This window comes from Variovorax sp. 01T432 (assembly GCF_056398605.1).
The window spans coordinates 32,410-55,848 of record NZ_JBFTPS010000029.1; the positions used below are offsets into that span (position 1 = coordinate 32,410).

A 23,439-nucleotide genomic window follows, 5' to 3' on the forward strand; every position below is an offset into this window, starting at 1 on the left:
CAAGGGCTCGAAGCGCATGACCCACGCCCTCGACGACGTATCGCTCGAAGCATCCGCCGGCGCGCTCACGGCGCTGGTGGGCCCCGACGGCGCCGGCAAGACTACGCTGCTGCGCCTCGCGGCCGGGCTGATGCGCGCGGACCGGGGCTCGTTGCAGGTGCTGGGCATCGACGTCGCGGCCGATCCGCAAGCCGTGCAGGACCGCATCAGCTACATGCCGCAGCGCTTCGGCCTGTACGAAGACCTGAGCGTGCAGGAGAACCTCGACCTCTACGCCGACCTGCACGGCGTGCGCAAGGACGCGCGGCGCGAGCGCTATGCGCGCCTGATGGAGATGACCGACCTCGGCCGATTCACTTCCCGCCCCGCCGGCAAGCTGTCGGGCGGCATGAAGCAGAAACTCGGCCTCGCCTGCACGCTGGTGCGCTCGCCGGACCTGCTGCTGCTCGATGAGCCCACTGTCGGCGTGGACCCGCTCTCGCGCCGCGAACTGTGGGAAATCGTGCGGCAGCTCGTCGACGACGAAAGGCTCTCGGTCATCGTCAGCACCGCCTATCTCGACGAAGCCGAGCGCTGCGCGCGGGTCTTCGTGCTGCACGAGGGCAAGCTGATCGCCGAGGGCTCGCCGCAGGAGATCCGCGACAACGCGAAGGGACTCTGCTTCGCGGCGCGACCACCCGAGGGCACGCCGGCCCGCGCGATGCAGGCGCGGCTGCTGGACGCGCCGGCGTCGATCATCGACGCGGTCCCGCAAGGCGGCGAGGTTCGCTTCATCCGCCGGCCGGACGCGGATGAGAAGGGAGTGGCCGCGCTGTTCGACGGCATCCGCATCGAGCCCGTGCCGGCGCGCCTCGAAGACGGTTTCATGGTGCTGCTGCGCGCGCGACATGCGGCGGTAGCCGCACCGGGCACTGGCGCCCCGGCCGCCGCCGCAGCTTCCGGCGGCCAGGACGAAGTCGTCATCGAGGTGAAGGATCTCGTTCGCAAGTTCGGCGATTTCACCGCTGTCGCCAGCACCAGCTTCGAGGTTCGGCGCGGCGAGATCTTCGGCCTGCTCGGGCCGAACGGCGCGGGCAAGACCACGACCTTCCGCATGCTTTGCGGCCTACTGCCCGCCAGCAGCGGCTTCCTGCAGGTGGCGGGCGTCAACCTGCGCCATGCGCGCGCGCAGGCCCGCAGCCGCATCGGCTACGTCTCGCAGAAGTTCGCGCTCTACGGCAACCTCACCGTGGCCGAGAACCTCCAGTTCTTCGGCGGCGCGTACGGCCTGCGCGGGCAGCATCTGCGTGACCGCATGCAGGTGGTACTGCGGCAGTTCGACCTGCTCGGGCAGGAGCAGGCCACCAGCGGCCAGCTGCCCGGCGGCTTCAAGCAGCGGCTGGCGATGGCGACAGGCCTGCTGCACGAGCCCGAGATCCTGTTTCTCGACGAACCCACCAGCGGCACCGATCCGCTCGCGCGCCGCGAGTTCTGGCGCCGCATCACGGCGCTTGCCGAAGCGGGCGTGACCATCATCATCACGACCCATTTCATGGAAGAGGCCGAGTACTGCGACCGCATCGTGATCCAGGACGCCGGCAAGGTGCTGGCGATCGGCACGCCGCAGCAGGTGCGCGCGCGGGCAGGCGGCAAGCCGGGCGCGCGGCTGGACATGGAACAAGCCTTCATCGGCATCGTGTCGCAGGCCCGCTCGGGAGCGCCGGCATGAGGACCGGCGCGCACGGCGGTCGCTTCTGGCCCCGTCTGGCCGCGCTCACGCGCAAGGAAACGCGGCAGCTGCTGCGAGACCCGGCGAGCCTGGCCATCGGCATCCTGCTACCCATCATCCTGATCCTGATCTTCGGCTACGGCCTCTCGCTGGACGTCAAGAACGCGCCGCTCGCCGTCGTGATGGAGGACAGTTCGCCCACGGCCTTCGACGCGGTCGCGGGCCTGCAGCTCACGCCCTCCATCTCGCCGGTCATGCTGGCTTCCATGCGCGATGCGGAAGAGCTGATGCGCGAACGCAAGGTCGACGGGATCGTTCGCGTGCCGGGCGACTTCTCGCGCCGGCTCGCGGCCGGCGATGCGCGCATTCAGTTGATCGTCCACGGCGCCGACGCGGGCCGAGCCAGCATCATCCTTCGCTACGCCGGCGCCGCGCTGGGCCAGACGGCCCTCGCGCGGGCCGACCGCGGCGGCGCATCCGCCGGCCGCTCCGAGGTGCCCGGCATCGGTTCGGTCAGCATCGAGCAGCGCATGTGGTTCAACAGCGCCAACACCAGCACCTGGTATCTGGTGCCCGGGCTGATCGTTCTCATCATGACGCTGGTCGGCGCCTTCCTGACGGCGCTGGTCATGGCCCGCGAGTGGGAGCGCGGCACGCTGGAGGCGCTCTTCGTCACGCCGGTGCGGCCGGTGGAGATCCTGCTGGCCAAGATCATTCCATACTTCGGCATCGGCTTGGCCGGGCTCGCGCTGTGCCTGGCGGCCGCGCGCTACCTGTTCGAAGTGCCGATGGTCGGCTCGCTCGCGATCCTCGTCCTCAGCGCCATGCTCTATCTCATCGTCGCGGTCGCTGTCGGCCTGGTGATCTCCTCGGTGACGCGCAACCAGTTCCTGGCGAGCCAGGTCGCGCTGCTCACGAGCTTCCTGCCGTCGCTGATGCTTTCGGGATTCCTGTTCGACCTGCGCAACGTGCCCCTGGCCGTACGCATCGTGGGCCAGGCACTACCGGCGACGTATTTCATGGAGCTCATGCGCACACTCTTCCTGGCTGGCGACATCTGGCCCCTCGTCTTCAGGAACTGCGCCATCCTGATGGGCTATGCCGTGCTGCTGCTGGGCGTCGCGCGCTTCGTCACCCGCAAGAGGCTCGACTGAAGGGGCGCCATGAACGGTTCATTCCTTGAGTTTCTGCGGCGCATCGCCAACCTCGTGCGCAAGGAGTTCCTGGCCGTGCTCAAGGATTCGGCCAGCCGGGCCATCCTGGTCGTGCCGTCGCTGATGCAAAGCCTGCTGTTCGGCTATGCCGCCACCTACGACCTGAGCAATGTCGACTACGCGCTGCTCGACCAGAGCCGCAGCGGCGCCTCGGTCGCGCTGATCGCCAGGATCGACGGCACCGGCGTGTTCCATCGCGCCGCGACCTTGCGCACGCAGCAGGACATCGCGCGGGTGATCGACACGCAGAAGGCGCTGCTCGTGGTCCAGATCGGTCCGCGCTTCGAGCAACAGCTCAGCGCGGGAGAAGACGCCCCCATCCAGTTGATCGTCGACGCGCGCAATTCAAACACCGCGGGCTCCGCCGCCGGCTTCGTCAGCGCCGTCGTGACGGCCTTCAACGACGAATGGCGCGAGCAGCATGGCGGCGGCAAGCCGCCGGTGACGGTCGTATCGCGCGCCTGGTACAACCCGAACCTGGAGACACGCTGGAACTTCATGCCCGGCATGATCGCCGCGCTCAGCATGCTGCAGACCTTGCTGCTGACCGCCCTTTCGGTGGCGCGCGAGCGCGAGCAGGGCACTTTCGACCAATTGCTGGTGACGCCGCTGTCGCCGACCGAGATCATGATCGGCAAGGCCGTGCCGCCAGTGCTGATCGGACTGGTGCAATCCACCATCGTGCTGCTGATCACCTTGCTGTGGTTCCGGGTGCCCATGGCCGGCTCCTTCATCACGCTCTACGCCGGCCTCACCTGCTTCACTATCGCGAGCGTGGGCATCGGGCTGTCGATCTCGGCGGTGTCGGCCAACATGCAGCAGGCCATGCTCTACACCTTCGTGCTGGTCATGCCGATGATGCTGCTGTCCGGCCTGACGACACCGGTGAGCAACATGCCGCACCCGCTGCAGATCGCGACGCTGGCGAACCCGCTGCGCTTCGCGATCGACCTGGTGCAGCGCGTCTACCTCGAGGGCGTCGGCCTGCTCACGGTCTGGCACAACCTCATTCCGCTCATGATCATCGCGGCCATCACGCTGCCTCTGGCGGCGTGGCTGTTCCGCAACCGGCTCGTCTGAAACGGGAGAAGCCATGAAGACACCGATTCCCATCTCACGCACGCGTCCCGGACGCGGCTTCCTGGCGCTGATGGCGGCGATGACGCTCGCCGACTGCGCGCTCGGCCCCGAGTTCGAGCCCGCGACACCCGATGCGCCCGTCGACTTCTCGGCCTGGCATGGCGGCTCGCCGGATCTGATCGATCCAAGGCAGCGCGACGCGTCGGCGACCGCCCTGCCCGCCGGGTGGAAGATGTTCGGCGACCCGGTGCTCGATGCGCTGGAGGCGCAGGCGCTCGCCGCCAACCAGGATCTCCAGACCGCTGCGCTGCGCTTCGCGCAAAGCCGCATGCAACGGCAGGCGGCCGAGGCCCAGCGTGGCCCTCAGCTCAACGCGCAGGCAGCTGCTGCACGGCAGCGGCAGAGCGAGTTCGGCGAAAGCACGCGGCTGATCGATGCGCTGAACCCCGGCAATCGCAGCGCGCTCATCGACGTCCTGAGCGAGCCTCATACCCTCTATCAAGCGGGCTTCGACGCATCCTGGGAGATCGACATGTGGGGCCGCGTGCGGCGCTCGGTCGAGGCCGCGGATGCGAACATCGCGGCGGCCCAGGCAATGCTCGCGCAAGTCCAGCTCAGCGTGCAGGCGGAGCTGGCCCGTCACTACTTCGAGTTGCGCTCGGCGCAGCGTCTGATCCGCATCGCGCGCGCCGAAATTGCCGCCGCCGGGGAAACGCTCGAACTCGTCAAGGCCCGCGCCGACGGCGGACTCACGACCGACCTCGACGTGGCGCGCCAGAACGCGCAGACGGCCGACCTGCGCTCACGCCTGCCGCCATTGATCAGCCAGGAGGCGCAAGCCGTCAACCAGATCACGCTGCTCGTCGGCGAACGGCCCGGCGCGCTCCAGGCGCAACTGGCGGCGCGGGCGGAAGACGCTGCGAGCGCCCTGCCCGATCTATCGCTGGGGCTCCCATCAGACGTGGCGCTGCGCCGACCCGACATCCAGCGCGCCCAGGCGCAGCTCCACGCGGCGACGGCCGGCATCGGCGTCGCGATGGCCGATCTCTACCCGCGCATCACGCTCGGCGCGAACTTCGGTCTCGAATCCGCCGGCGCGGGGAACTTCGGCGAATGGGGAAGCCGACGCTGGTCCGTCGGCCCCAGCCTCCAGCTGCCGATCTTCGACAACGGCCGCCGCCGCGCCACCGTGACCTTGCGTGAACTGCAGCAGCAGGAGGCAGCGGTGGCCTACCAGCAAACAGTGCTGAAGGCATGGCACGAGATCGACGACGCATTGAGTGCCTATACGGCGGAGCGCCAGCGCAACCTGCAGCTGGCCGAGAAGGAGCGCAGCAGCCGCGACGCGCTGCAACTCGCGCGCGTGCGCTACGACAACGGGCTCACCGATTTCCTGGTCGAGCTCGACGCGCAGCGCACCTTGCTTCAAGCACAACGCGAGCATGCCGACAGCACAGGCCGCCTGGCGCTGGGACTGGTGGCGGTCACCAAGGCGCTCGGCGGCACAGGCTGAGCCACCACCCGCCCCGGCAACGACGTCCGCATCAACCCCCTGAAAGGCGAATAAGAACAAGCGAACAAAATGGATAGGGGATTTCGCAAACGCTGGCGTCGGCGGCCTTGCTCTTCTATGCTTCGGTCACCCAACAACTTCAAGGAGAGACCATGTCACTGCGCATCAACGATATCGCGCCGGATTTCACGGCCCAGACCACCCAGGGGCCCATCAAGTTCCATGACTGGATCGGCGACAGCTGGGCGATCCTGTTCTCCCATCCCAAGGATTTCACGCCGGTTTGCACCACCGAGCTCGGCTACATGGCGAAGATCGAGCCCGAGTTCACCAAGCGCAACACCAAGCTGATCGGCCTGAGCGTCGACCCGGTCGATGCCCACGATCGCTGGGCCAAGGACATCGAGGAAACGCAGGGCTATCTGCCCAAGTACCCGATGATCGGCGACACCGACCTTGCGGTGGCCAAGCTGTACAACATGCTGCCGGCCGACGAGGCAGGCACGTCCGAGGGGCGGACCGCGGCGACCAACGCGACCGTGCGCTCGGTGTTCGTGATCGGGCCCGACAAGCGGATCAAGCTGATGATGACCTACCCGATGACCACCGGCCGCAACTTCGACGAGATCCTGCGTGTCGTCGATTCGATCCAGCTCACGACAACGCACAAGGTCGCCACGCCGGTCAACTGGAAGAAGGGCGAGGACGTGATCATCGCGGGCTCCGTGTCCGACGACGACGCCAAGAAGCTGTTCCCGGCGGGCTGGAAGTCGCCCAAGCCTTATCTGCGCGTGGTCAAGCAGCCGGGATAACCATCACCGGGCGCGCGGCATGATCTTCGAGCAGATCGCGACCGGCGGTTGCCAGTCGTACCTCATTGGCTGCGCGCAGACATGCGCCGCGGCGCTCATCGATCCCGAGATCAGCCAGGTCGATCACTACGTCGCGCTCGCCAACAGGGACGGCGTGCGCATTCGCTACCTGATCGACACCCACACGCACGCCGACCACTTCTCGGCGACGCGGGAGCTTGCGCGGCAATTGAACGTGCCCGTGATCATGCATCGCGCAAGCCCCGCACCCTTCGTCGACATGCGGCTCAGCGACGGCGAGATGCTCGTGCTGGGGCGCCTGCGGCTGCAGGTTGTTCACACGCCGGGGCACACCGCCGACTCGATGTGCCTGCAGGTCGAAGACCGCCTGTTCACCGGCGACACATTGCTCATTGGCGCGACGGGACGCACCGACTTGCCGAGCGGCGATCCCGAAGCGCTCTACGACAGCCTGTTCGACCGCGTGCTGCGCCTGGATCCGGCGCTCAAGGTCTGCCCCGCACACGACTACAAGGGCCGCAGCCACTCGACGATCGGGGAGGAGATCGCGTCGAACCCGCGCTTGCAGAAGCGTGATCGCGCCGATTTCGTCGGGATGATGCGCAGTCTCAACCTCACCATGCCGACGCACGTCACGGAGGCATTGCGCACGAACATGAGCGGCGGCAAGACGGTGGCCCAAATGCTCGCCAACGCGAGCGCAAGGGTGCCGTTCATGTCGCTGGCGGAGCTGAAGTCCCGCGCCGAAGCGACGGAAGGCGACTTGCTGGTGCTGGATGTTCGCGAACGCGAAGCTTATGAAAGCGGGCACGTTCCCGGTGCGAAATCGCTGCCACGAGGGCAACTCGAGTTGCGCGTCAACCAGGAGCTTCCCGATCCGACGCGGCGCATCGTCAGTTGCTGCGAGCTGGGCTACATCTCGACGCTGGCCGCATCGACCTTGCGCGAGATGGGCTTTCTGCACGCCGTCGCCCTCGACGGCGGCATGAAGGCCTGGCGCGAAGCGGGCTACCCGCTCAAGGCGGGCCGCGAGCCTTGAGCGACACAAACGCCATGACGTTGAACTATCTGGATTTCGACTACAGCGAGGACACCGAAGACGTGGGCACCTTCGACGCGATGGCGGCCACCGGACCGCAACAGGTGGCGGCCGTGCACGCCGAGATCGTCGAGGTGCTTGTCTGGGCGCATTCGACCTTCCCGGAGCGACGAGGGCCGGTCGGCGATGGCGGCGACTGGGACTATGACCTCCAGGGCATGCAGGAGATCGCATCGCCGGAGATCATCGAGTTCCATGAACACACGCGCGAACTCCTGGTGCGGCTCGGACCCCCCGGTTCGCCGCGCCACACCATCACCTTGTCGATCACCGGCACGCGCGAATTCTGCGAGGCCTTCAGGCAGCGTTTCGCCTAGGCGGCCACCGCGACCTCTCTGAAGCACGCAAGCATCGCGGTCACCCCCGTTGCCTTTCCGACGCGCTCGCGCCAGTTCGGTGCTTCGTGGTCCATCTGCCTGCAGATGTCATCCCACGCCTCGGCAAGGGCTGCCCACTGTGCCACTCGCGGCTCGCCGACGCGGCGCGCCAGCGCGCCCAGCGCGCGCTTCAGCGACGGCACCTGTTCGATCAGCAGGCGACAACGCCTGAAGGCGTTCGCGTCGCGCGGCAGTTCGTCTTCGGAGCCGAGATGGCGCGGCGGCCAGACGCCCGTCAGCAGAACGAAGAGAGCGAGGCTGGAAGGACCATGCTCGCCCGCGGCGAGCCAGCGGACGGCCTCGAGGTCGAGGCGGAGGGCAGCGCGCCCCAGATGCGCTCGCACACGGCCCATGGCGGCAGGGGTTTCCTGTTTGCGGATGCGCGCCAGCGCCTCGGGCGGGCCGATGACGGCCGTGGCACCGAGCATGCGCGCAAGTCCGGCGTGCAGCACTTCCGTGTCGCCCGCGGCCCTCATGAGGTGAAGAAACTCGGGCAGTGGCATGTGCCCATACACGAGCCGGCATCCTTCGCGCATCACGATTCGATAGGCCGGCTCTTCTTGTTCAGATATCGTCTGCGAGGCCATGCAGTTCTATCGGCCGCCGGATGGCCGGGGAACAGGGCAAGAGCGCAAAAAATCTGCCGCGTGGCGTCGATCAGCGCCTTGCAGGCAGCGGCAACGGACGGCCCGGCGTCGCCGGAATCAGCTCGCCGAGGGTTGAATGTATGCGCACGCTGCGCCGGATCATCCGATGCGACGGATCGATAAGCACTTCAGCCGCCCTGCAAGGGCCGCGAGACTCTTCGCGGCACGTCGAACCAGAACGAGGAGTGCCTCCAGGGTGCGGCACGCGAAATCGGCGGGTAGGCAGCGATCAGCACCTCATGGCTTCGTGCGATCTCCTGCCAGTCGCCCGGGTCGAACAGGTCGACGCGATTGCGCAGGCCGCGGCCGACGAGCGACGATAGCGAGTAATCCTTCCAGGAGGCGTAGTGGGTCCTCGCCTCCCGCTGGAGGCGCGCAAGTGCGCTTTCGGCGAATTCGCGCGTCACATAGCCCAGCGTGAAGCCCAGGCGCAGGAGATAGGACGCCTGTTGAATGTCCCAGGCCATCATGTTGAGGTGTCGGCCGCCAATCTCGCGTGGCCTGATGATGCCGGCGTCAACCGACAAGAACACGCAGACATCCAGCAGAGCGGCATAGGCCTCCGTGTCGACGGGCGCCCGATGGACCCACGCCGCATACGCGCCCTGCTCCTCCATCGAGCTTCCGCCCAGCCGCGCAAGGCGATGCTCGAGAACGCGGTGGAAGTCCTTGAAGGAATGGGTGCCGCCCAACTGAGCCATCTCCGAACCGCGAGCAATGCCGGGACCGGCGCGCGGGGCACGCAGGCCACCGGAGAGGTCCGTCGACGGGGCATCGGAATCGCGGTCGTTCGTGCGATCGTTGCCAAGCACGGCGGGCGGATCGATGCAATGAGCGCGCCAGGCGCGGGCACCACCGTCATGCTGACGCTGCCTCTCGCGCAGGCGTGTCAGGAACTCCAGGAGACGGTCACTACGGCGCAGCAAATTCCATGACCAGCATCGACAAACCGAGGCTGACCGCGACCAGTAATACCATCACGAAGAACACTTTCAGCCTTCGCTGATTGGCACTTGCGCGGTGGTCTTCGGTCATGGGCAGGTCTCGATGGGTCAGGCGGTGAATACTCGGAAACTCCTTGGAAGACCAATATCGATTCCTCGAGAGACCCGCCTGTCAGTTGTACCTGCACACTTTGTCTTTCGAATAACTATCTTATTATCGGGGCCAGGACCAGATGGACACCTCCGCGACATCACACAGAGTGCTGCTCCTGCGACACGCCGACGTGCTGGTCACGATGGATGCGGCACGCCGCGAGATTGCCGATGGGGCATTGGTCATGGAAGGTCCCGCCGTTGCATGGGTGGGCGCCACCGCCGACTTGCCACCGGCCTACATCCAAGCGGCGCACGATGGCAGGGCAGAGGCCATCGACATGCACGGCCACGTCGTGATGCCCGGGCTGGTCAATACGCACCACCACATGTACCAGAGCCTCACGCGCGCGGTACCCGAAGCGCAGGACGCCGAGCTCTTTGGCTGGCTCACGAGCCTCTACCTGCTCTGGGCCCGCATCACGCCGGAGATGATCCGCGTCTCCACGCAAACCGCCATGGCGGAGCTGATGCTGTCGGGCTGCACCACGACCAGCGACCATCTCTACCTCTTTCCCAACGGGGCCAGACTGGACGATTCGATCGAGGCGGCCGAAATGATGGGCATGCGCTTTCACGCCTCGCGCGGCAGCATGAGCGTGGGCAGGAGCCTGGGCGGCCTGCCGCCGGATGGCCTGGTCGAGACCGAGGACGCAATCCTGCGCGACAGCGAGCGACTTATCGGCAGCTACCACGACACTGCCCGCCATTCGATGCGTCGCATCGTACTGGCGCCCTGCTCCCCCTTTTCCGTTTCGCGCGACCTGATGCGCCTGTCGGCCGAGCTGGCCCGCGAACGCGGCGTCTCACTCCACACCCATCTCGCGGAAAACGACAATGACATCGCCTACTCGCGCGAGAAATTCGGCATGACACCCGCCGAATACGCCGAGGATCTGGGCTGGGTGGGCCATGACGTCTGGCATGCGCACTGCGTGAAGCTCGACGCGGCGGGCATCGCGCTCTTCGGCCGCACCGGCACCGGTGTGGCGCACTGCCCGTGCTCGAACATGCGCCTGGCTTCCGGCATTGCCCCGATCGCAGCGATGCGCCGCGCTGGCGTTCCGGTGGGCCTGGGCGTCGACGGCAGCGCCTCGAACGACGGCGCGCACATGCTCGGCGAAGCACGCCAGGCCATGCTGTTGCAGCGCGTGGGCCACGGCCCCGCCGCGATGAGCGCACGCGAGGCGCTGGAAATCGCCACCCTCGGCGGCGCCCGCGTGCTCGGTCGCGACGATATCGGCGCACTCGCGCCCGGGATGTCGGCCGATGTCGTGGCATTCGACCTGCGCGGCGTCGGGCACGCCGGTGCGGGGCATGACCCCGTCGCCGCGCTGGTGTTCTGCCAGCCGACCGGCGTGGCATTGAGCGTGGTCAACGGCCGCGTGCTGATTCGCGAGGGCCATTTCACGCAACTGGAACTGCCGCCCTTGCTTGCGCGGCACCGGGAACTGGCGCGCGCACTGTACGAACGAGCCCGGCATTCGCACGTGATCTAGCCGGCATTTGGTAGCGCCGCCATTTTTGGCGATCGTCGAACCATCGTTACAGTACCTGTAGACACAAATTCGTGGCGCCATGACTTGACCTTCCAAACGGTAGCGCTATCATTTCAACCCCACCGCCCAGCGCACCCCTTCGAGACAGTGAGCCTCATGCCCGTCACCTCCACGCCGACCATCGCCGACTTGCGTGTGATCCCCGTCGCCGGCCGCGACAGCATGCTGCTCAATCTGAGCGGCGCGCACGGCCCCTTCTTCACCCGCAACCTCCTGATCCTCACCGACAACGCGGGCCGCACCGGCGTCGGTGAAGTGCCCGGCGGCGAAAAGATCCGCCAGACGCTCGAGGACGCGCGCCCCCTCGTCATCGGGCAGCCGATCGGCGCCCACCAAAGCGTGCTGCAGCGGGTGCACAGGCAGTTCGCCGATCGCGACGCCGGCGGGCGCGGATTGCAGACCTTCGACCTGCGCACCACGATCCACGCCGTGACGGCCGTCGAGTCCGCCCTGCTCGACCTTCTCGGCCAGCATCTCGACGTCCCGGTGGCGGCCCTGCTCGGAGAAGGCCAGCAGCGAGACGCGGTCGAGATGCTCGGCTACCTCTTCTTCGTCGGCGACCGCGACAAGACCCAGCTGCCCTACCACCGCGAGCCTGGTGCCGACAACGACTGGTTCCGCCTTCGCCACGAGAAGGCGATGACGCCCGAAGCCATCGTGCGACTTGCCGAAGCGGCCCGGGCCCGATACGGCTTCAACGATTTCAAGCTCAAGGGCGGTGTGCTGCGCGGCGAAGAAGAGATCGATGCAATGAAAGCGCTGCACGCGCGCTTTCCCGAAGCACGCGTCACCCTCGACCCCAATGGCGGCTGGCTGCTGAAGGACGCGATCCGCCTGATGCGCGACATGCGCGGCGTCGTCGCCTATGCCGAAGACCCCTGCGGCGCCGAGGACGGCTTCTCCGGCCGCGAGGTGATGGCCGAGTTTCGCCGGGCAACGGGCCTGCCGACCGCCACCAACATGATCGCCACCGACTGGCGTCAGCTGGCGCACGCCCTGTCGCTTCAGTCGGTGGACATTCCGCTCGCCGATCCGCATTTCTGGACCATGGCCGGCTCAGTGCGCGTCGCCCAGACCTGCCGCGACTGGGGCCTGACCTGGGGCTCGCATTCGAACAACCATTTCGACGTGTCGCTGGCGATGTTCACGCACGTCGGCGCCGCCGCGCCCGGCCGCGTCACCGCGATCGACACGCACTGGATCTGGCAGGACGGCCAGCGCCTCACCAAGGACCCGTTGCGCATCGAAGGCGGCATGGTGCAGGTGCCCAAGAGGCCGGGCCTCGGCGTCGATCTCGACATGGCCGAAGTCGAGAAGGCGCACCAGCTCTACAAGCAGCATGGCCTGGGCTCGCGGGACGACGCGCTCGCCATGCAGAGCCTCATCCCGGGCTGGACATTCAACCCCAAGCGTGCAGCCTTCGACCGCTGACCACGCCAAGGAGCGCCCCATGAGAGAAAACCGCCTGCGTACGCTGTGGAAATCGGGTGGGGCCGCCGTCAACGGCTGGCTGGCCATACCCAACGGCTTTTCCGCCGAAACGATGGCCCACCAAGGCTGGGACTCGCTGACCATCGACCTGCAGCATGGCGTGGTCGACTACCAGTCGATGATCCCCATGCTGCAAGCCATCTCGACCACCGACACCGTGCCGGTGGTGCGGGTGCCCTGGCTCGACCCGAGTGCCCTGATGAAGGCGCTCGACGCGGGCGCCTACGGCGTCATCTGCCCGATGATCAGCACTCGGGAGGAAGCCCAGAGACTCGTCGCCTACACCCACTATGCGCCGCGCGGCACGCGCAGCTTCGGGCCCGTGCGCGCCACGCTCTACGGCGGCGCCGACTATGCGCAGCACGCCAACGACACCATCGTCACCTTCGCGATGATCGAGACGGCGCAGGCGCTGGACAACCTCGACGCGATCATGTCGGTCGAGGGCCTGGACGCGGTCTACATCGGCCCGTCCGATCTATCCCTCGCGCTCGGCTGCAGGCCCGTCTTCGACGACGTCGATCCCGCGGCCGCCCAGGCCATCGACCACATCCTCGAACGCGCCAAGGCGCACGGCCTGGTCGCCGGCATCCATAACGGCACGGCCGAGGGCGCGCTCGCACGCATCGCCAAGGGCTTCCAGTTCGTCACCGTGAGCTCCGACGCCCGCCTGATGGCGGCCGGCGCGCAGCAAGTGCTCGCAAAGATGCGTGCCGCGCCCGCGCAGTCCGCGACGACTTCCACCGCCTCTTACTGAAAGGACCCCGACATGAAGATCGGATTCATCGGCCTCGGCATCATGGGGGCGCCGATGGCGCAGAACCTCATGCAGGCCGGCCACGAAATGGCCGTGCGCACGCGCAGCAAGGTGCCCGAAGCCCTGAAGGCGGCGACCGTCTGCAAGACCAATGCCGATGTCGCGCGCGCCGCCGATGTCATCATCCTCATGCTGCCGGACACGCCCGACGTCGAGCAGGTGCTCTTCGGCGAGGACGGCGTGGCCTCGGGCCTCTCCAAGGGGAAGCTGGTCATCGACATGAGCTCGATCGCGCCCATCGAAACCAAGCGCTTCGCCAGCAAGATCAACGAACTCGGTTGCGACTACCTTGACGCCCCGGTCTCCGGCGGCGAGGTGGGCGCCAAGGCGGCCAGCCTGACAATCATGGTCGGCGGCGAGGAGGCTATCTTCGAGCGCGCGAAGCCGCTGTTCGAGGCCATGGGGAAGAACATCACGCTCGTCGGCGGCAACGGCGACGGCCAGACCACCAAGGTCGCCAACCAGATCATCGTCGCGCTCAACATCGCCGCCGTCGGCGAAGCGCTGCTCTTCGCCAGCAAGGCCGGCGCCGATCCGGCCAAGGTACGCCAGGCACTGATGGGCGGCTTCGCGGCCAGCCGCATCCTCGAAGTGCATGGCGAGCGGATGATCAAGCGCACGTTCACCCCCGGCTTTCGCATTGCACTGCACCAGAAGGACCTGAGCCTGGCGCTCGCCGGCGCGAGGTCGATGGGCGTGGCGCTGCCGCAGACAGCTTCGGCCGCGCAGCTGATGCAGTCCTGCGCCGCGCATGGATGGGACCAGCTCGACCACTCGGCGCTGGTCAAGGCGCTGGAGCAGATGGCGGCGCACGAGCTGGCGCCGGGCTGAGCGATGCACCAGCTTCCCGGCCGCGAGGCGGCGGGGCAGTCCGCAGTCAATGATTGCGTTACCATTTTCCGATCGTGATTCTGCCCAAAGCACCCAGCCGCACCGCGCGCCGCACCAGCGGCGGCATCACCCTGGAGGATGTCGCCAAGCTCGCCGGCGTCGCGCCCATCACTGCCTCGCGCGCGCTCAACAACCCGGACCTGGTCTCGCCCAAGACGCGCGAAAAGGTCCGGCTGGCGGTCGAGCGCACCGGCTATGTTCCCAATCTGCTGGCCGGCGGGCTCGCATCCAACCGCAGCCGGCTGGTGGCCGCGCTGGTGCCCACCATCGCCGGCCCGGTCTTTCTCGAAACCATCCAGGCGCTGACCGAGGCGCTTGCCGAGGCCGGCTACCAGCTCATGCTCGGCCAGAGCGGCTATCGGAACTCCCGCGAGGACGCCTTGATCGATGCCATCGTCGGCCGACGGCCCGACGGCATCGTGCTGACGGGGATCATGCGCTCCGCGGAGGGGCGCCGCAGGCTGCTTGCCTCGGGCATCCCCGTCGTCGAGACCTGGGACCTGACGGCCACGCCCGTGGACATGCTCGTGGGCTTTTCCCACGAGAAGGTGGGAGTGGCCATCGCGAATTACCTTTATGGCAAGGGCTATCGGCGCGCCGCCGTGGTTACCGGCGACGACCAGCGCGCGAACCTGCGGCGTGCGGCCTTCGAACAAACGTGGCGCGCGCTCGGCGGAGGCCCCGTCGAGATCTGCAACGTGCCGGCGCCCACCACCCTGGGCAGCGGCCGGACCGCCCTGGCCCAACTGCTGGCGGCCGATCCGAAGATCGACGTGGTGGTCTGCAGTTCCGACGCGCTGGCCCACGGCGTCATCACCGAGGCGCAGGCGCGTGGCATGAATGTGCCCAAGGACTTGGCCGTGATGGGCTTTGGCGACCTCGGCTTCGCGCGCTTCACCCATCCTGCCATCAGCACCGTGCGCATCGACGGCACCGCCATCGGGCGGCAGGCCGCGCGTTTCATCATCGACCGCGCCGAGGGCCGGCCGGTGGAACAGAAGGTCCTGGACCTCGGCTTCTCGTTGGTCGAGCGCGACAGCGCCTGAGTGTTTCGCGGCTCCGTCGCGCCTGCGAACCCCCAAAACCCTGTTGACCGCATCCCGCAACGCCGCTTATGATGAAATGACAGCGCTACCATTTTGAGACGCGGTCGAGCGCGAATCACACCCTCAGAGACACCCCATGACCGACCCCCTTTCCCCAGCTTCGCCCGCCCCCGCGGTCCGCCGCAAGCAGCCCGAAGAGCTCCGCTCGCACCGCTGGTACGGCGTGAAGGACCTGCGCAGCTTCGGCCACCGGTCGCGCACCGCCCAGATGGGCCTGTCGCGCGACGACTACCTCGGCAAGCCGGTGATCGCCATCCTCAACACCTGGAGCGACATGAACTCCTGCCACACCCACTTCCGCCAGCGCGCCGAGGAAGTGAAACGCGGCGTCTGGCAGGCGGGCGGCTTTCCCGTGGAGATCCCCGCCCTGAGCCTGGGAGAGGCCTTCCAGAAGCCCACGACCATGCTCTACCGCAACCTGCTCGCGATGGAGGCGGAGGAGCTGCTGCGCTCCTACCCCGCCGACGGCTGCGTGCTGATGGGCGGCTGCGACAAGACCACGCCTGGCCTGGTGATGGGTGCGCTGGCGATGAACCTGCCCACCATCTTCGTGCCCGCCGGCCCCATGCTGCGCGGCGACTACAAGGGGCAGTTCCTCGGCTCCGGCTCCGACACCTGGAAATACTGGGCCGAGCTGCGCGCCGGCAACATCAGCGAGCAGGACTGGCAGGACGTGGAGGACGGCATCGCCCGCTCGCCCGGCACCTGCATGACCATGGGCACGGCCAGCACCATGACCAGCGCGGCCGAGGTGCTGGGCCTGACGCTGCCGGGCGCATCGTCGATCCCGGCGCCCGACTCGCGCCATTCGATGATGGCCACGCACACCGGCAAGCGCATCGTCGACATGGTGTGGGAAGACCTGAAGCCGCTCGACTTCCTCACCGCCGCCTCCTTCGACAACGCCGTCACCGCGGTGCTCGGCCTCGGCGGCTCGACCAACGCCATCGTCCACCTGATCGCGATGGCGCGCCGCGCCGGCGTGCAGCTCGACCTGGCCCGCTTCGACGCGCTCGCCCGCAGCACGCCGGTGATCGCGAACCTGCGCCCCGGCGGCAAGTACCTGATGGAAGACTTCTTCTACGCCGGCGGCCTGCGCGCCTTCCTGCGCGAGATGGGCGACCTGATCGACGGCAGCCAGCGCACCTGCAACGGCCGCACGCTGGGCGAGAACATCGAGGGCGCGCGCGTCTACAACGCCGACGTGATCCGCCCGCGCAGCGACGCCCTGCTGGAAAGCGGCGGCCTGGCCGTCCTGCACGGCAACCTCGCGCCCGACGGCGCCGTGATCAAACCCGCCGCCATGGAAGCGCAACTGCGCCGCCATACCGGTCCGGCCGTGGTCTTCAGGAACTACGACGACCTCGCCGCGCGCATCGACGACCCCGAGCTGCCGGTCACCCGGGACAGCGTCATCGTGCTTCAGAGCGCCGGCCCGCAAGGCGCGCCCGGCATGCCCGAGTGGGGCCAGTTGCCGATCCCGCAGAAGCTCCTGAAGGAGGGCGTGCGCGACATGGTGCGCATCAGCGACGCGCGCATGAGCGGCACCAGCTACGGCGCCTGCGTGTTGCACGTCACGCCCGAGTCGCACGTGGGCGGGCCGCTCGCGCTGGTGCGCGACGGCGACCTGATCACGCTCGACGTCGAGGCGCGGCGCATCGACATGCAGGTGAGCGAGGAGGAACTCGCGCTGCGCCGCGCGGCCTGGAAGAAGCCGGTCCCCAAGTTCAGCCGCGGCTTCGGCGTGATGTACCTCAAGCACGTGCAGCAGGCCGACACCGGCTGCGACTTCGATTTCCTGGCGCCCGACTACACCGAGGACACGGGCGCCGCGCAGCCGCCCGGCGGCGAGCCCGAGATCCACTGACCGGCCCCGAAGCCCAACCCCGAAGACACCCTGGAGCGAGACAAAGATGAACCATTCCCCCACCCGCGCGACCCCCTTGCTGCGAAAGCTCGGCATTGCCCTTCCCCTGCTGATGGCCTGCGCCTGCGCTGTCCACGCCGAAACAGCCGCCGAGGGCTATCCGAACCGCGCGGTCACCATCGTCGTGCCCTTTCCCGCCGGCGGCGGCACCGACCTCGGCGCACGCCTGCTGGCCACCAAGCTGGGCCAGAAATGGGGCAAGGCCGTGATCGTCGACAACCGCGGCGGCGCGGCCGGCCTGCTCGGCGCGGACCTGGTCGCCAAGGCCAAGCCCGACGGCTACACGCTGCTGATCGGCAACGTCGGCACGCAGTCCATCAATCCCTCGCTCTACAAGAAGATGCCCTATGACCCCGAGCACGCCTTCGCGCCGGTGTCGCTCGTGGCGGAGCTGCCCTTCGTGATGATGGTCAGCCCCACCCTGCCGGCCAAGACCGTCAAGGAATTCGTCGCGCTGGCGAAAGCCTCGCCAGACAAGATCGCCATGGCCAGTTCGGGCAGCGGCGGCTCGCCGCACCTGACCGGCGAAATCTTCTCCGCCGCCGCCGGCGTGCGCATGACGCACGTGCCCTACAAGGGCGGCACGCCCGCGATGACGGACCTGATGGGCGGCCACGTCGACGTGCTCTTCGCTTCGATCCTCGAATCGGCCAGCGCCATCAAGTCGGGCAAGCTGCGCGGCCTGGCCGTGACCAGCGCCTCTCGCTCGCCCACGCTGCCCGATGTGCCGACGCTGGCCGAAGCCGGCGTGCCCAACGCGGAGTCGGGCTCCTGGATCGGCCTGCTCGCCCCGGCCGGCACGCCGCAAGCCATCGTCGACAAGCTTGCCGCCGACGTGAAGAGCGTCATCGGCGCCGACGACACCCGCAAGGCGCTCATCGAGCAAGGCGCCGTGCCGCGCGGCACCGGGCCGGCGGAGCTGAAGGCGCAGATCGATGCCGACAGCGCGCGCTACGGGCGCGTGATCCGCGAGAAGCACATCGGCATCGACTGAGCACCGGGACCCCAGGAGACCCACGCATGCACCCCACATCCAACGCCAGCCGCCGCGCGGCACTCAAGGCGCTCGGCGGCGCCGGCCTGTGCGCCACGCTCGCCCCGATCGCCTTCGCCGAGACCGCCGACGCCTGGCCCGCGCGCCCCATCACCTACGTGGTGCCCTTCACCCCCGGCGGCTCCACCGACGTCATCGGCCGCGTGATCGCGCAGAAGCTCGCCGAAGCGCTCGGCCAGCCCGTCGTCGTGGACAACAAGCCGGGTGCCGCGGGCGCCGTCGGCGCGAGCTTTGTCGCCAAGGCCAAGCCCGACGGCTACACGCTCTTCGGCGGCACCATCAGCACGCACGCCATCAACGTGAGCCTCTACAAGAACCTGCCCTACGACCCGGTGAAGGACTTCGAGCCCCTCTCGCTGGTCGCCTTCCTGCCCAACGTGCTGATCGTCGACCCGAACCTCGGCGTCAACTCCGTGGCCGAGCTGGTCGCCCTTCTGAAGAAGGACCCGACCAAGCGCACCTTCGCCTCCTCGGGCGCCGGCACCTCGACCCATCTCGCGGGCGAACTGCTGGGCGACCTGATCGGCATCAAGCTCACCCATATCCCCTACAAGGGCACGCCGCCCGCGATGCTCGACGTGTCGTCCGGGCAGGTCACGTTCATGTTCGACCAGATGACTGCCGCGCTGCCGCTGGTGCAGGCAGGCAGGCTCAAGCTCCTGGCCGTCACCACGGCCAAGCGCATGGCGCTGGCGCCGCAGCTGCCGACCATGGCCGAAGCGGGCGTACCGGGCTTCGAAATGGCTTCGTGGCAAGCCGTCTATGCACCGAAGAACGTGCCCAAGCCGATCCTCCAGCGGCTCTCGACCGAGATCGCCCGAATCCTGCAGATGCCCGACGTGAAGGACAAGCTCACCAACCAGCTGGGCATGGAAGTCGTCGCCGGCTCCCCGGCGCAGCTCGCCGCCCTGATGCAGAAGGAAATCCCGCGCTGGGCCGAGCTGATCAAGAAGTCCGGAGCGACAGCGAGCTGACCCCTGGGCCCCCTGACATTTGCCCTCGATCTTTCAAACGCACACCATGACCGAAGCCATTCAACCCACACCTCTTTCCGACGAAACGCGCGAGCGCCTTCGCCACGTCAGCGTCGCCACGCTGTGCACGCAGCTCTTCAAGCGCGGATTCCGCAACGTCTACCTGCAGGGCATCAGCCGCCTGACCCAGCCGAGCGGCGGCAATCTCGTCGGTCCGGCCTTCACGATGCGCAACATCCCGGCGCGCGAGGACCTGGACCAGATCAGCGCCTTCGACGACCCGAACCACCCCCAGCGCAAGGGCATCGAAAGCGTGCCGCCCGGCCATGTGCTGGTGATCGACTGCCGGGGCGAAACGCGCGTGGCCTCGGGCGGCCAGATCCTCACCACGCGCCTCAAGGTGCGCGGCGCCGCCGGTCTCGTCTCCGACGGCCCGGTGCGCGACAGCGGCCCGATCTCGCGCATGGACTTCCCCGTGTTCTGCGCCGGCGGCAGCGCGCCGCTCAACCTCATCCACCACCATGCGATCGACCTGAATGTGCCTATCGCCTGCGGCGGCGTGCCGGTGTACCCGGGCGACGTGATGGTCGGCGACGACGAGGGCGTGGTCGTCATTCCGCATCACCTTGCCGAGGAAGTGGCGCGCGATGCGGTCGAGCAGGAAAAGATGGAGGCCTTCATCCTGGAGCGCATCGAAGGCGGCGCGAAGCTCGCCGGCACCTATCCGCCCAACGCCGAGACGCGCGCCGCCTACGAAGCCACCCGCAAGGACCGCTGAGCCGCGCACGACAAGAACAAGACCCACCCCCATGCATCGCAGAACCTTCACCGCCCTCGCGGGCCTCACCCTCACCCTGGCCTGCGCCCTGCCCGCGGCAGCGCAGACCTACCCGAGCAAGCCCATCACCATCGTCGTGCCCGCCTCGCCCGGCGGCGCCATCGACCTGACGGCGCGCCTCATCGGCCACAAGCTCACCGAGGCCTGGGGCCAGTCGGTGGTCATCGACAACCGCGCCGGCGCCACCGGCATCATCGGCACCGACCTGGTCGCCAAGAGCCCCCCCGACGGCCACACGCTGGTCCTGGTCGCGAGCAGCCACGCCATCAACCCGAGCATCGTCAGGAAGCTGCCCTTCGACACCCTCAAGAGCTTCGAGCCCGTGGCGCTCACGCACGTGGTCCCCCTGGTGCTGGTGGTCTCGCCCACGCTCCCGGTCCACTCGGTGAAGGAGCTCATCGCCTACGGCAAGGCGAACCCCGGCAAGCTGAGCTTCGCCTCCAGCGGCAGCGGCGGCGCGCCGCATTTCTCGGGCGAGCTGTTCAAGAGCATGACCGGCATCGAGATGACGCACATCCCCTACAAGGGCAGCACGCTCGCGCACCCGGACCTCATCAGCGGGCGCACCTCGCTGATGTTCGACACCGTCGCGGCGGTCCATACGCAGATCAAGGCCAACCGGCTGCGGGCGCTGGCGGTGACGACCCTCAAGCGCTCCTCGGTGCTGCCCGATGTGCCCACCATGAAGGAGGCCGGCCTGCCCGGCTACGAAACCAGCACCTGGGGCGGCCTGCTCGCCCCCGCCGGCACGCCCAAGGCCACCATCGAGAAGCTCAACGCCGAAGTCAACAAGATCCTCGCCATGCCCGACGTGCGCAAGACCATGCAGGACAACGGCATCGAGCCCGGCAGCGGCTCGCCTCAGCAGTTCGCGGACTTCATCGCCGCCGAGACCGGCAAGTGGGCCCAGGTCGCCAAGGACGCCGGCATCCAGCCCGAATGAACGAGGAAACACCCATGCGACCCCGCGTCCTCCAACACGGCCGGCTCCTGCCCGCGCTCGAAACCCGTCTCGCCGAGACCTACGACATCCACCCGCTCTGGGAAGAGAAAGACCCGCAGGCCTTCCTCGCCGCGCACGGCGGCGCCTTCGCCGGGCTTGCCACCTCGGCGCGCTTCGGCGCGGACGCGGCGCTCATCGCCGCGCTACCTTCGCTGAAGGTCATCTCCAGCTTCGGCGTCGGTCTCGACGCCATCGACCTCGACGCGGCACGCCGGCGCGGCATCGCCGTCGGCTACACACCCGACGTGCTCAACGACTGCGTGGCCGACACCGCCTTCGCGCTGGTGATGGACGTGGCGCGCCGCACCAGCGCATCCGACCGCTTCGTGCGGCGCGGCGACTGGCTCAAGGGCCAGTTCCCGCTCGCCACCAAGGTCTCGGGCAAGCGGCTGGGCATCCTCGGCATGGGCCGCATCGGCCGCGTGATCGCGCGCCGCGCCGGGGGCTTCGACATGGAAGTGCGCTATCACAACCGGCGTGCGCTGAGCGACGTGGACTACGGCTATGCGACGAGCCTGAAGGAACTGGCCGAATGGTCGGACTTTCTCGTCATCGCGAGCGCCGGCGGCGAGCAGACGCGCGGACTGGTGTCGCGGGAGATCCTCGACGCGCTGGGGCCCCGGGGCTTCCTGGTCAACGTCTCCCGCGGGACGGTGGTCGACGAGGCGGCGCTGGTCGAAGCGCTCCAGACCCAGCGCATCGCCGGCGCCGGTCTGGACGTGTTCGAGGACGAGCCCCATGTGCCCGAGGCACTGTTCGCGCTCGACAACGTCGTCCTGCTGCCGCACCTGGCCAGCAACACCCACGAGACACGCGCGGCCATGGCGCAGCGGGTGGAGGACAACCTGGCGGCCTTCTTCGCCGGTCGGCCGCTGGTGAGCTCAGCGCTCTGACACTGTGCGCGGGCGCACCAGCAGCGCCCGGCCCGCGCCCCAGCCGCTCCAGGCCATGCAGGCCGCCAGGAACACCAGCAGCAGCGCCGACGATTCGAAGCCGCCGGTCCAGCCGCGCAGCAGACCCGCAACCAGCGGCCCGGTGCAGGCCAGCACGTAGCCGACGCCCTGCGCCATCGCGGAGAGCTGGGCGGTCGTGCGGGCATCGGGCGAGCGCATCACGATCAGGCTCAGCGCCAACGCAAAGGAGCCGCCCTGCCCGCAACCCAGGAACACGGCCCAGAACCAGCGGCCTGCGAGCGGCGCGAAGATCAAGGCCAGCATCGACATCAGCGTGACCACGGCGCAGCCGATGGCCAGCCCGCGTTGATCGCGGCAGCGCACCGCGATGGAAGGCGTCACCAGGCAGGTGAGCAGCTGCGCGAGGATCGACACGCCCACGATGAATCCGGCCGTGGCACCGTCGAGGCCGCGCTCGCGCAGGATCGGCGCCAGCCACCCGAGCGCGATGTAGGCGAGTGCCGATTGCAGCCCCATGAAGCAGGTCACCTGCCAGGCCAGTGGATCGCGCCAGAGGCTGCCTCCCGCCACACCCGCCTGCGCGTGCCGCGGCCGTTCGGCCATCGCCTGCGGCGCCCACAGCAGCAGCACCAGCATGGCGGGAAAGGCCCAGGAGGCGAGGGCCAACGACCAGGAACCGCCGAACAGGTGCTGCTCCAGAGGCACCGTGAAGGCGGTGGCGCCCGAGGCCCCGCCGCACACGGCCAGCGTGTAGAGGCCGGTCATCATCGCGGAGCGGCTGCCGAAGTCACGCTTGACCAGGCCGGGCAGGAGCACATTGCTCACCGCGATGCCGGCGCCCGCCAGCGCGGAGGAGAAGAACAGCACCGGCAGGCTTCCCGTCGCGCGCAGCAGCGTGCCCACACAGATCAGCAGCAGCGCCCCGAGCAAGGTACGTTCGGTCCCGAAGCGCCGCGCCAATGCGGGCGCGGGCGCCGCGAAGAGGCCGAGGCACAACAGCGGCAGCGTGGTCAGCAGGCTCGCGCCCCATGGACTAAGGCCGGTGTCGCGCATCACCTCCGGCAGCAGCACGGAGAGGCTGCCGAAGACGGGGCGCAGGTTGAAGGCGATCAGAATCAGGCTGAGGCCCAGCAGCACCTGGCGTGCGCGCGTCGGCTGCGAGGGCCGCGCCGGCGAGGCGAATCGGGCTGGCGGGGAATGGGGGGAGAGCGCGGCGTCGCGAGGATTCGGGGACATGAACGCCCGACTTTAGCTTTGACTGGAATTCCCTGAGTGGCGACGGCGATAGCACCGCTAC

23 protein-coding genes are annotated in these 23,439 nt (G+C 68.2%); 19 read left to right on the forward strand and 4 right to left on the reverse strand.

What is annotated here, in order from left to right; all coding sequences use genetic code 11:
* Positions 1-16 precede the first annotated feature (16 nt).
* From AC1DNF_RS21240 to AC1DNF_RS21270, 7 genes are all read left to right on the forward strand, one after another.
* Positions 17-1,708, forward strand: a complete 1,692-nt coding sequence (locus AC1DNF_RS21240) for an ATP-binding cassette domain-containing protein (protein WP_478150658.1) — start codon at positions 17-19, stop codon at positions 1,706-1,708.
* Positions 1,705-2,862 carry an ABC transporter permease gene (locus AC1DNF_RS21245; protein WP_478150601.1) on the forward strand — a complete coding sequence of 386 codons (1,158 nt, stop codon included), beginning with the start codon at positions 1,705-1,707 and terminating at the stop codon, positions 2,860-2,862. The genes AC1DNF_RS21240 and AC1DNF_RS21245 overlap by 4 nt, the downstream gene beginning before the upstream one ends.
* A gap of 9 nt (positions 2,863-2,871) precedes the next feature.
* Positions 2,872-4,002 carry an ABC transporter permease gene (locus tag AC1DNF_RS21250; RefSeq protein WP_478150602.1) on the forward strand — a complete coding sequence of 377 codons (1,131 nt, stop codon included), beginning with the start codon at positions 2,872-2,874 and terminating at the stop codon, positions 4,000-4,002.
* A gap of 13 nt (positions 4,003-4,015) precedes the next feature.
* Complete coding sequence (locus tag AC1DNF_RS21255; RefSeq protein ID WP_478150603.1) at positions 4,016-5,515, forward strand: efflux transporter outer membrane subunit; 1,500 nt, start codon at positions 4,016-4,018, stop codon at positions 5,513-5,515.
* A 152-nt stretch (positions 5,516-5,667) separates the two neighbouring features.
* Positions 5,668-6,327: a peroxiredoxin gene (locus tag AC1DNF_RS21260; protein ID WP_478150604.1), complete on the forward strand. Its 660-nt coding sequence runs from the start codon at positions 5,668-5,670 to the stop codon at positions 6,325-6,327.
* A 19-nt stretch (positions 6,328-6,346) separates the two neighbouring features.
* Positions 6,347-7,387 (forward strand): MBL fold metallo-hydrolase, encoded by a 1,041-nt coding sequence (locus AC1DNF_RS21265; protein ID WP_478150605.1) that lies wholly within the window; start codon positions 6,347-6,349, stop codon positions 7,385-7,387.
* A 14-nt stretch (positions 7,388-7,401) separates the two neighbouring features.
* Positions 7,402-7,764, forward strand: coding sequence for a hypothetical protein (locus AC1DNF_RS21270; RefSeq protein WP_478150606.1), 363 nt, complete (start codon positions 7,402-7,404; stop codon positions 7,762-7,764).
* On the opposite strand, the gene AC1DNF_RS21275 is transcribed toward AC1DNF_RS21270, so the two are convergent.
* Positions 7,761-8,327, reverse strand: coding sequence for a hypothetical protein (locus AC1DNF_RS21275; protein WP_478150607.1), 567 nt, complete (start codon positions 8,325-8,327; stop codon positions 7,761-7,763). The genes AC1DNF_RS21270 and AC1DNF_RS21275 overlap by 4 nt on opposite strands.
* Before the next feature lie 272 nt (positions 8,328-8,599).
* Positions 8,600-9,283 (reverse strand): DUF1266 domain-containing protein, encoded by a 684-nt coding sequence (locus AC1DNF_RS21280; RefSeq protein WP_478150608.1) that lies wholly within the window; start codon positions 9,281-9,283, stop codon positions 8,600-8,602.
* Here AC1DNF_RS21280 and AC1DNF_RS21285 point away from each other — a divergent pair.
* Positions 9,269-9,406: a hypothetical protein gene (locus tag AC1DNF_RS21285; RefSeq protein ID WP_478150659.1), complete on the forward strand. Its 138-nt coding sequence runs from the start codon at positions 9,269-9,271 to the stop codon at positions 9,404-9,406. The two genes, AC1DNF_RS21280 and AC1DNF_RS21285, sit on opposite strands and share 15 nt — an antisense overlap.
* Here the strand turns inward: AC1DNF_RS21285 and AC1DNF_RS21290 are convergent.
* A complete protein-coding gene (locus AC1DNF_RS21290) occupies positions 9,384-9,506 on the reverse strand; it encodes a hypothetical protein (RefSeq protein WP_478150609.1) in 123 nt (40 codons plus the stop codon). The two genes, AC1DNF_RS21285 and AC1DNF_RS21290, sit on opposite strands and share 23 nt — an antisense overlap.
* 169 nt (positions 9,507-9,675) lie before the next feature.
* Here AC1DNF_RS21290 and AC1DNF_RS21295 point away from each other — a divergent pair, with 169 nt between their 5' ends.
* From AC1DNF_RS21295 to AC1DNF_RS21345, 11 genes are all read left to right on the forward strand, one after another.
* The gene (locus tag AC1DNF_RS21295) at positions 9,676-11,067 is read left to right on the forward strand and encodes an 8-oxoguanine deaminase (RefSeq protein ID WP_478150610.1); all 1,392 of its coding nucleotides are present in this window, start codon (positions 9,676-9,678) and stop codon (positions 11,065-11,067) included.
* A gap of 156 nt (positions 11,068-11,223) precedes the next feature.
* The gene (gene gudD, locus AC1DNF_RS21300; protein ID WP_478150611.1) at positions 11,224-12,558 is read left to right on the forward strand and encodes a glucarate dehydratase; all 1,335 of its coding nucleotides are present in this window, start codon (positions 11,224-11,226) and stop codon (positions 12,556-12,558) included.
* A gap of 19 nt (positions 12,559-12,577) precedes the next feature.
* Positions 12,578-13,375, forward strand: a complete 798-nt coding sequence (locus AC1DNF_RS21305; protein ID WP_478150612.1) for an HpcH/HpaI aldolase family protein — start codon at positions 12,578-12,580, stop codon at positions 13,373-13,375.
* A gap of 12 nt (positions 13,376-13,387) precedes the next feature.
* Entirely contained in the window at positions 13,388-14,266 is an 879-nt protein-coding gene (locus AC1DNF_RS21310; protein WP_478150613.1) for a 2-hydroxy-3-oxopropionate reductase, read from the forward strand.
* 77 nt (positions 14,267-14,343) lie between these two features.
* Entirely contained in the window at positions 14,344-15,372 is a 1,029-nt protein-coding gene (locus AC1DNF_RS21315) for a LacI family DNA-binding transcriptional regulator (RefSeq protein ID WP_478150660.1), read from the forward strand.
* Between the two features lie 136 nt (positions 15,373-15,508).
* Positions 15,509-17,299, forward strand: a complete 1,791-nt coding sequence (gene araD / locus AC1DNF_RS21320) for an L-arabinonate dehydratase (protein ID WP_478150614.1) — start codon at positions 15,509-15,511, stop codon at positions 17,297-17,299.
* Between the two features lie 46 nt (positions 17,300-17,345).
* The gene (locus AC1DNF_RS21325; RefSeq protein ID WP_478150615.1) at positions 17,346-18,353 is read left to right on the forward strand and encodes a Bug family tripartite tricarboxylate transporter substrate binding protein; all 1,008 of its coding nucleotides are present in this window, start codon (positions 17,346-17,348) and stop codon (positions 18,351-18,353) included.
* Positions 18,354-18,379: 26 nt separating this feature from the next.
* Positions 18,380-19,387, forward strand: coding sequence for a Bug family tripartite tricarboxylate transporter substrate binding protein (locus AC1DNF_RS21330; protein WP_478150616.1), 1,008 nt, complete (start codon positions 18,380-18,382; stop codon positions 19,385-19,387).
* A 46-nt stretch (positions 19,388-19,433) separates the two neighbouring features.
* The gene (locus AC1DNF_RS21335) at positions 19,434-20,165 is read left to right on the forward strand and encodes a ribonuclease activity regulator RraA (RefSeq protein ID WP_478150617.1); all 732 of its coding nucleotides are present in this window, start codon (positions 19,434-19,436) and stop codon (positions 20,163-20,165) included.
* Positions 20,166-20,196: 31 nt separating this feature from the next.
* A complete protein-coding gene (locus AC1DNF_RS21340) occupies positions 20,197-21,168 on the forward strand; it encodes a Bug family tripartite tricarboxylate transporter substrate binding protein (RefSeq protein ID WP_478150618.1) in 972 nt (323 codons plus the stop codon).
* Positions 21,169-21,182: 14 nt separating this feature from the next.
* The gene (locus AC1DNF_RS21345) at positions 21,183-22,121 is read left to right on the forward strand and encodes a 2-hydroxyacid dehydrogenase (protein WP_478150619.1); all 939 of its coding nucleotides are present in this window, start codon (positions 21,183-21,185) and stop codon (positions 22,119-22,121) included.
* Here the strand turns inward: AC1DNF_RS21345 and AC1DNF_RS21350 are convergent.
* The gene (locus AC1DNF_RS21350) at positions 22,110-23,378 is read right to left on the reverse strand and encodes a CynX/NimT family MFS transporter (RefSeq protein WP_478150620.1); all 1,269 of its coding nucleotides are present in this window, start codon (positions 23,376-23,378) and stop codon (positions 22,110-22,112) included. The genes AC1DNF_RS21345 and AC1DNF_RS21350 overlap by 12 nt on opposite strands.
* Positions 23,379-23,439: the final 61 nt, after the last annotated feature.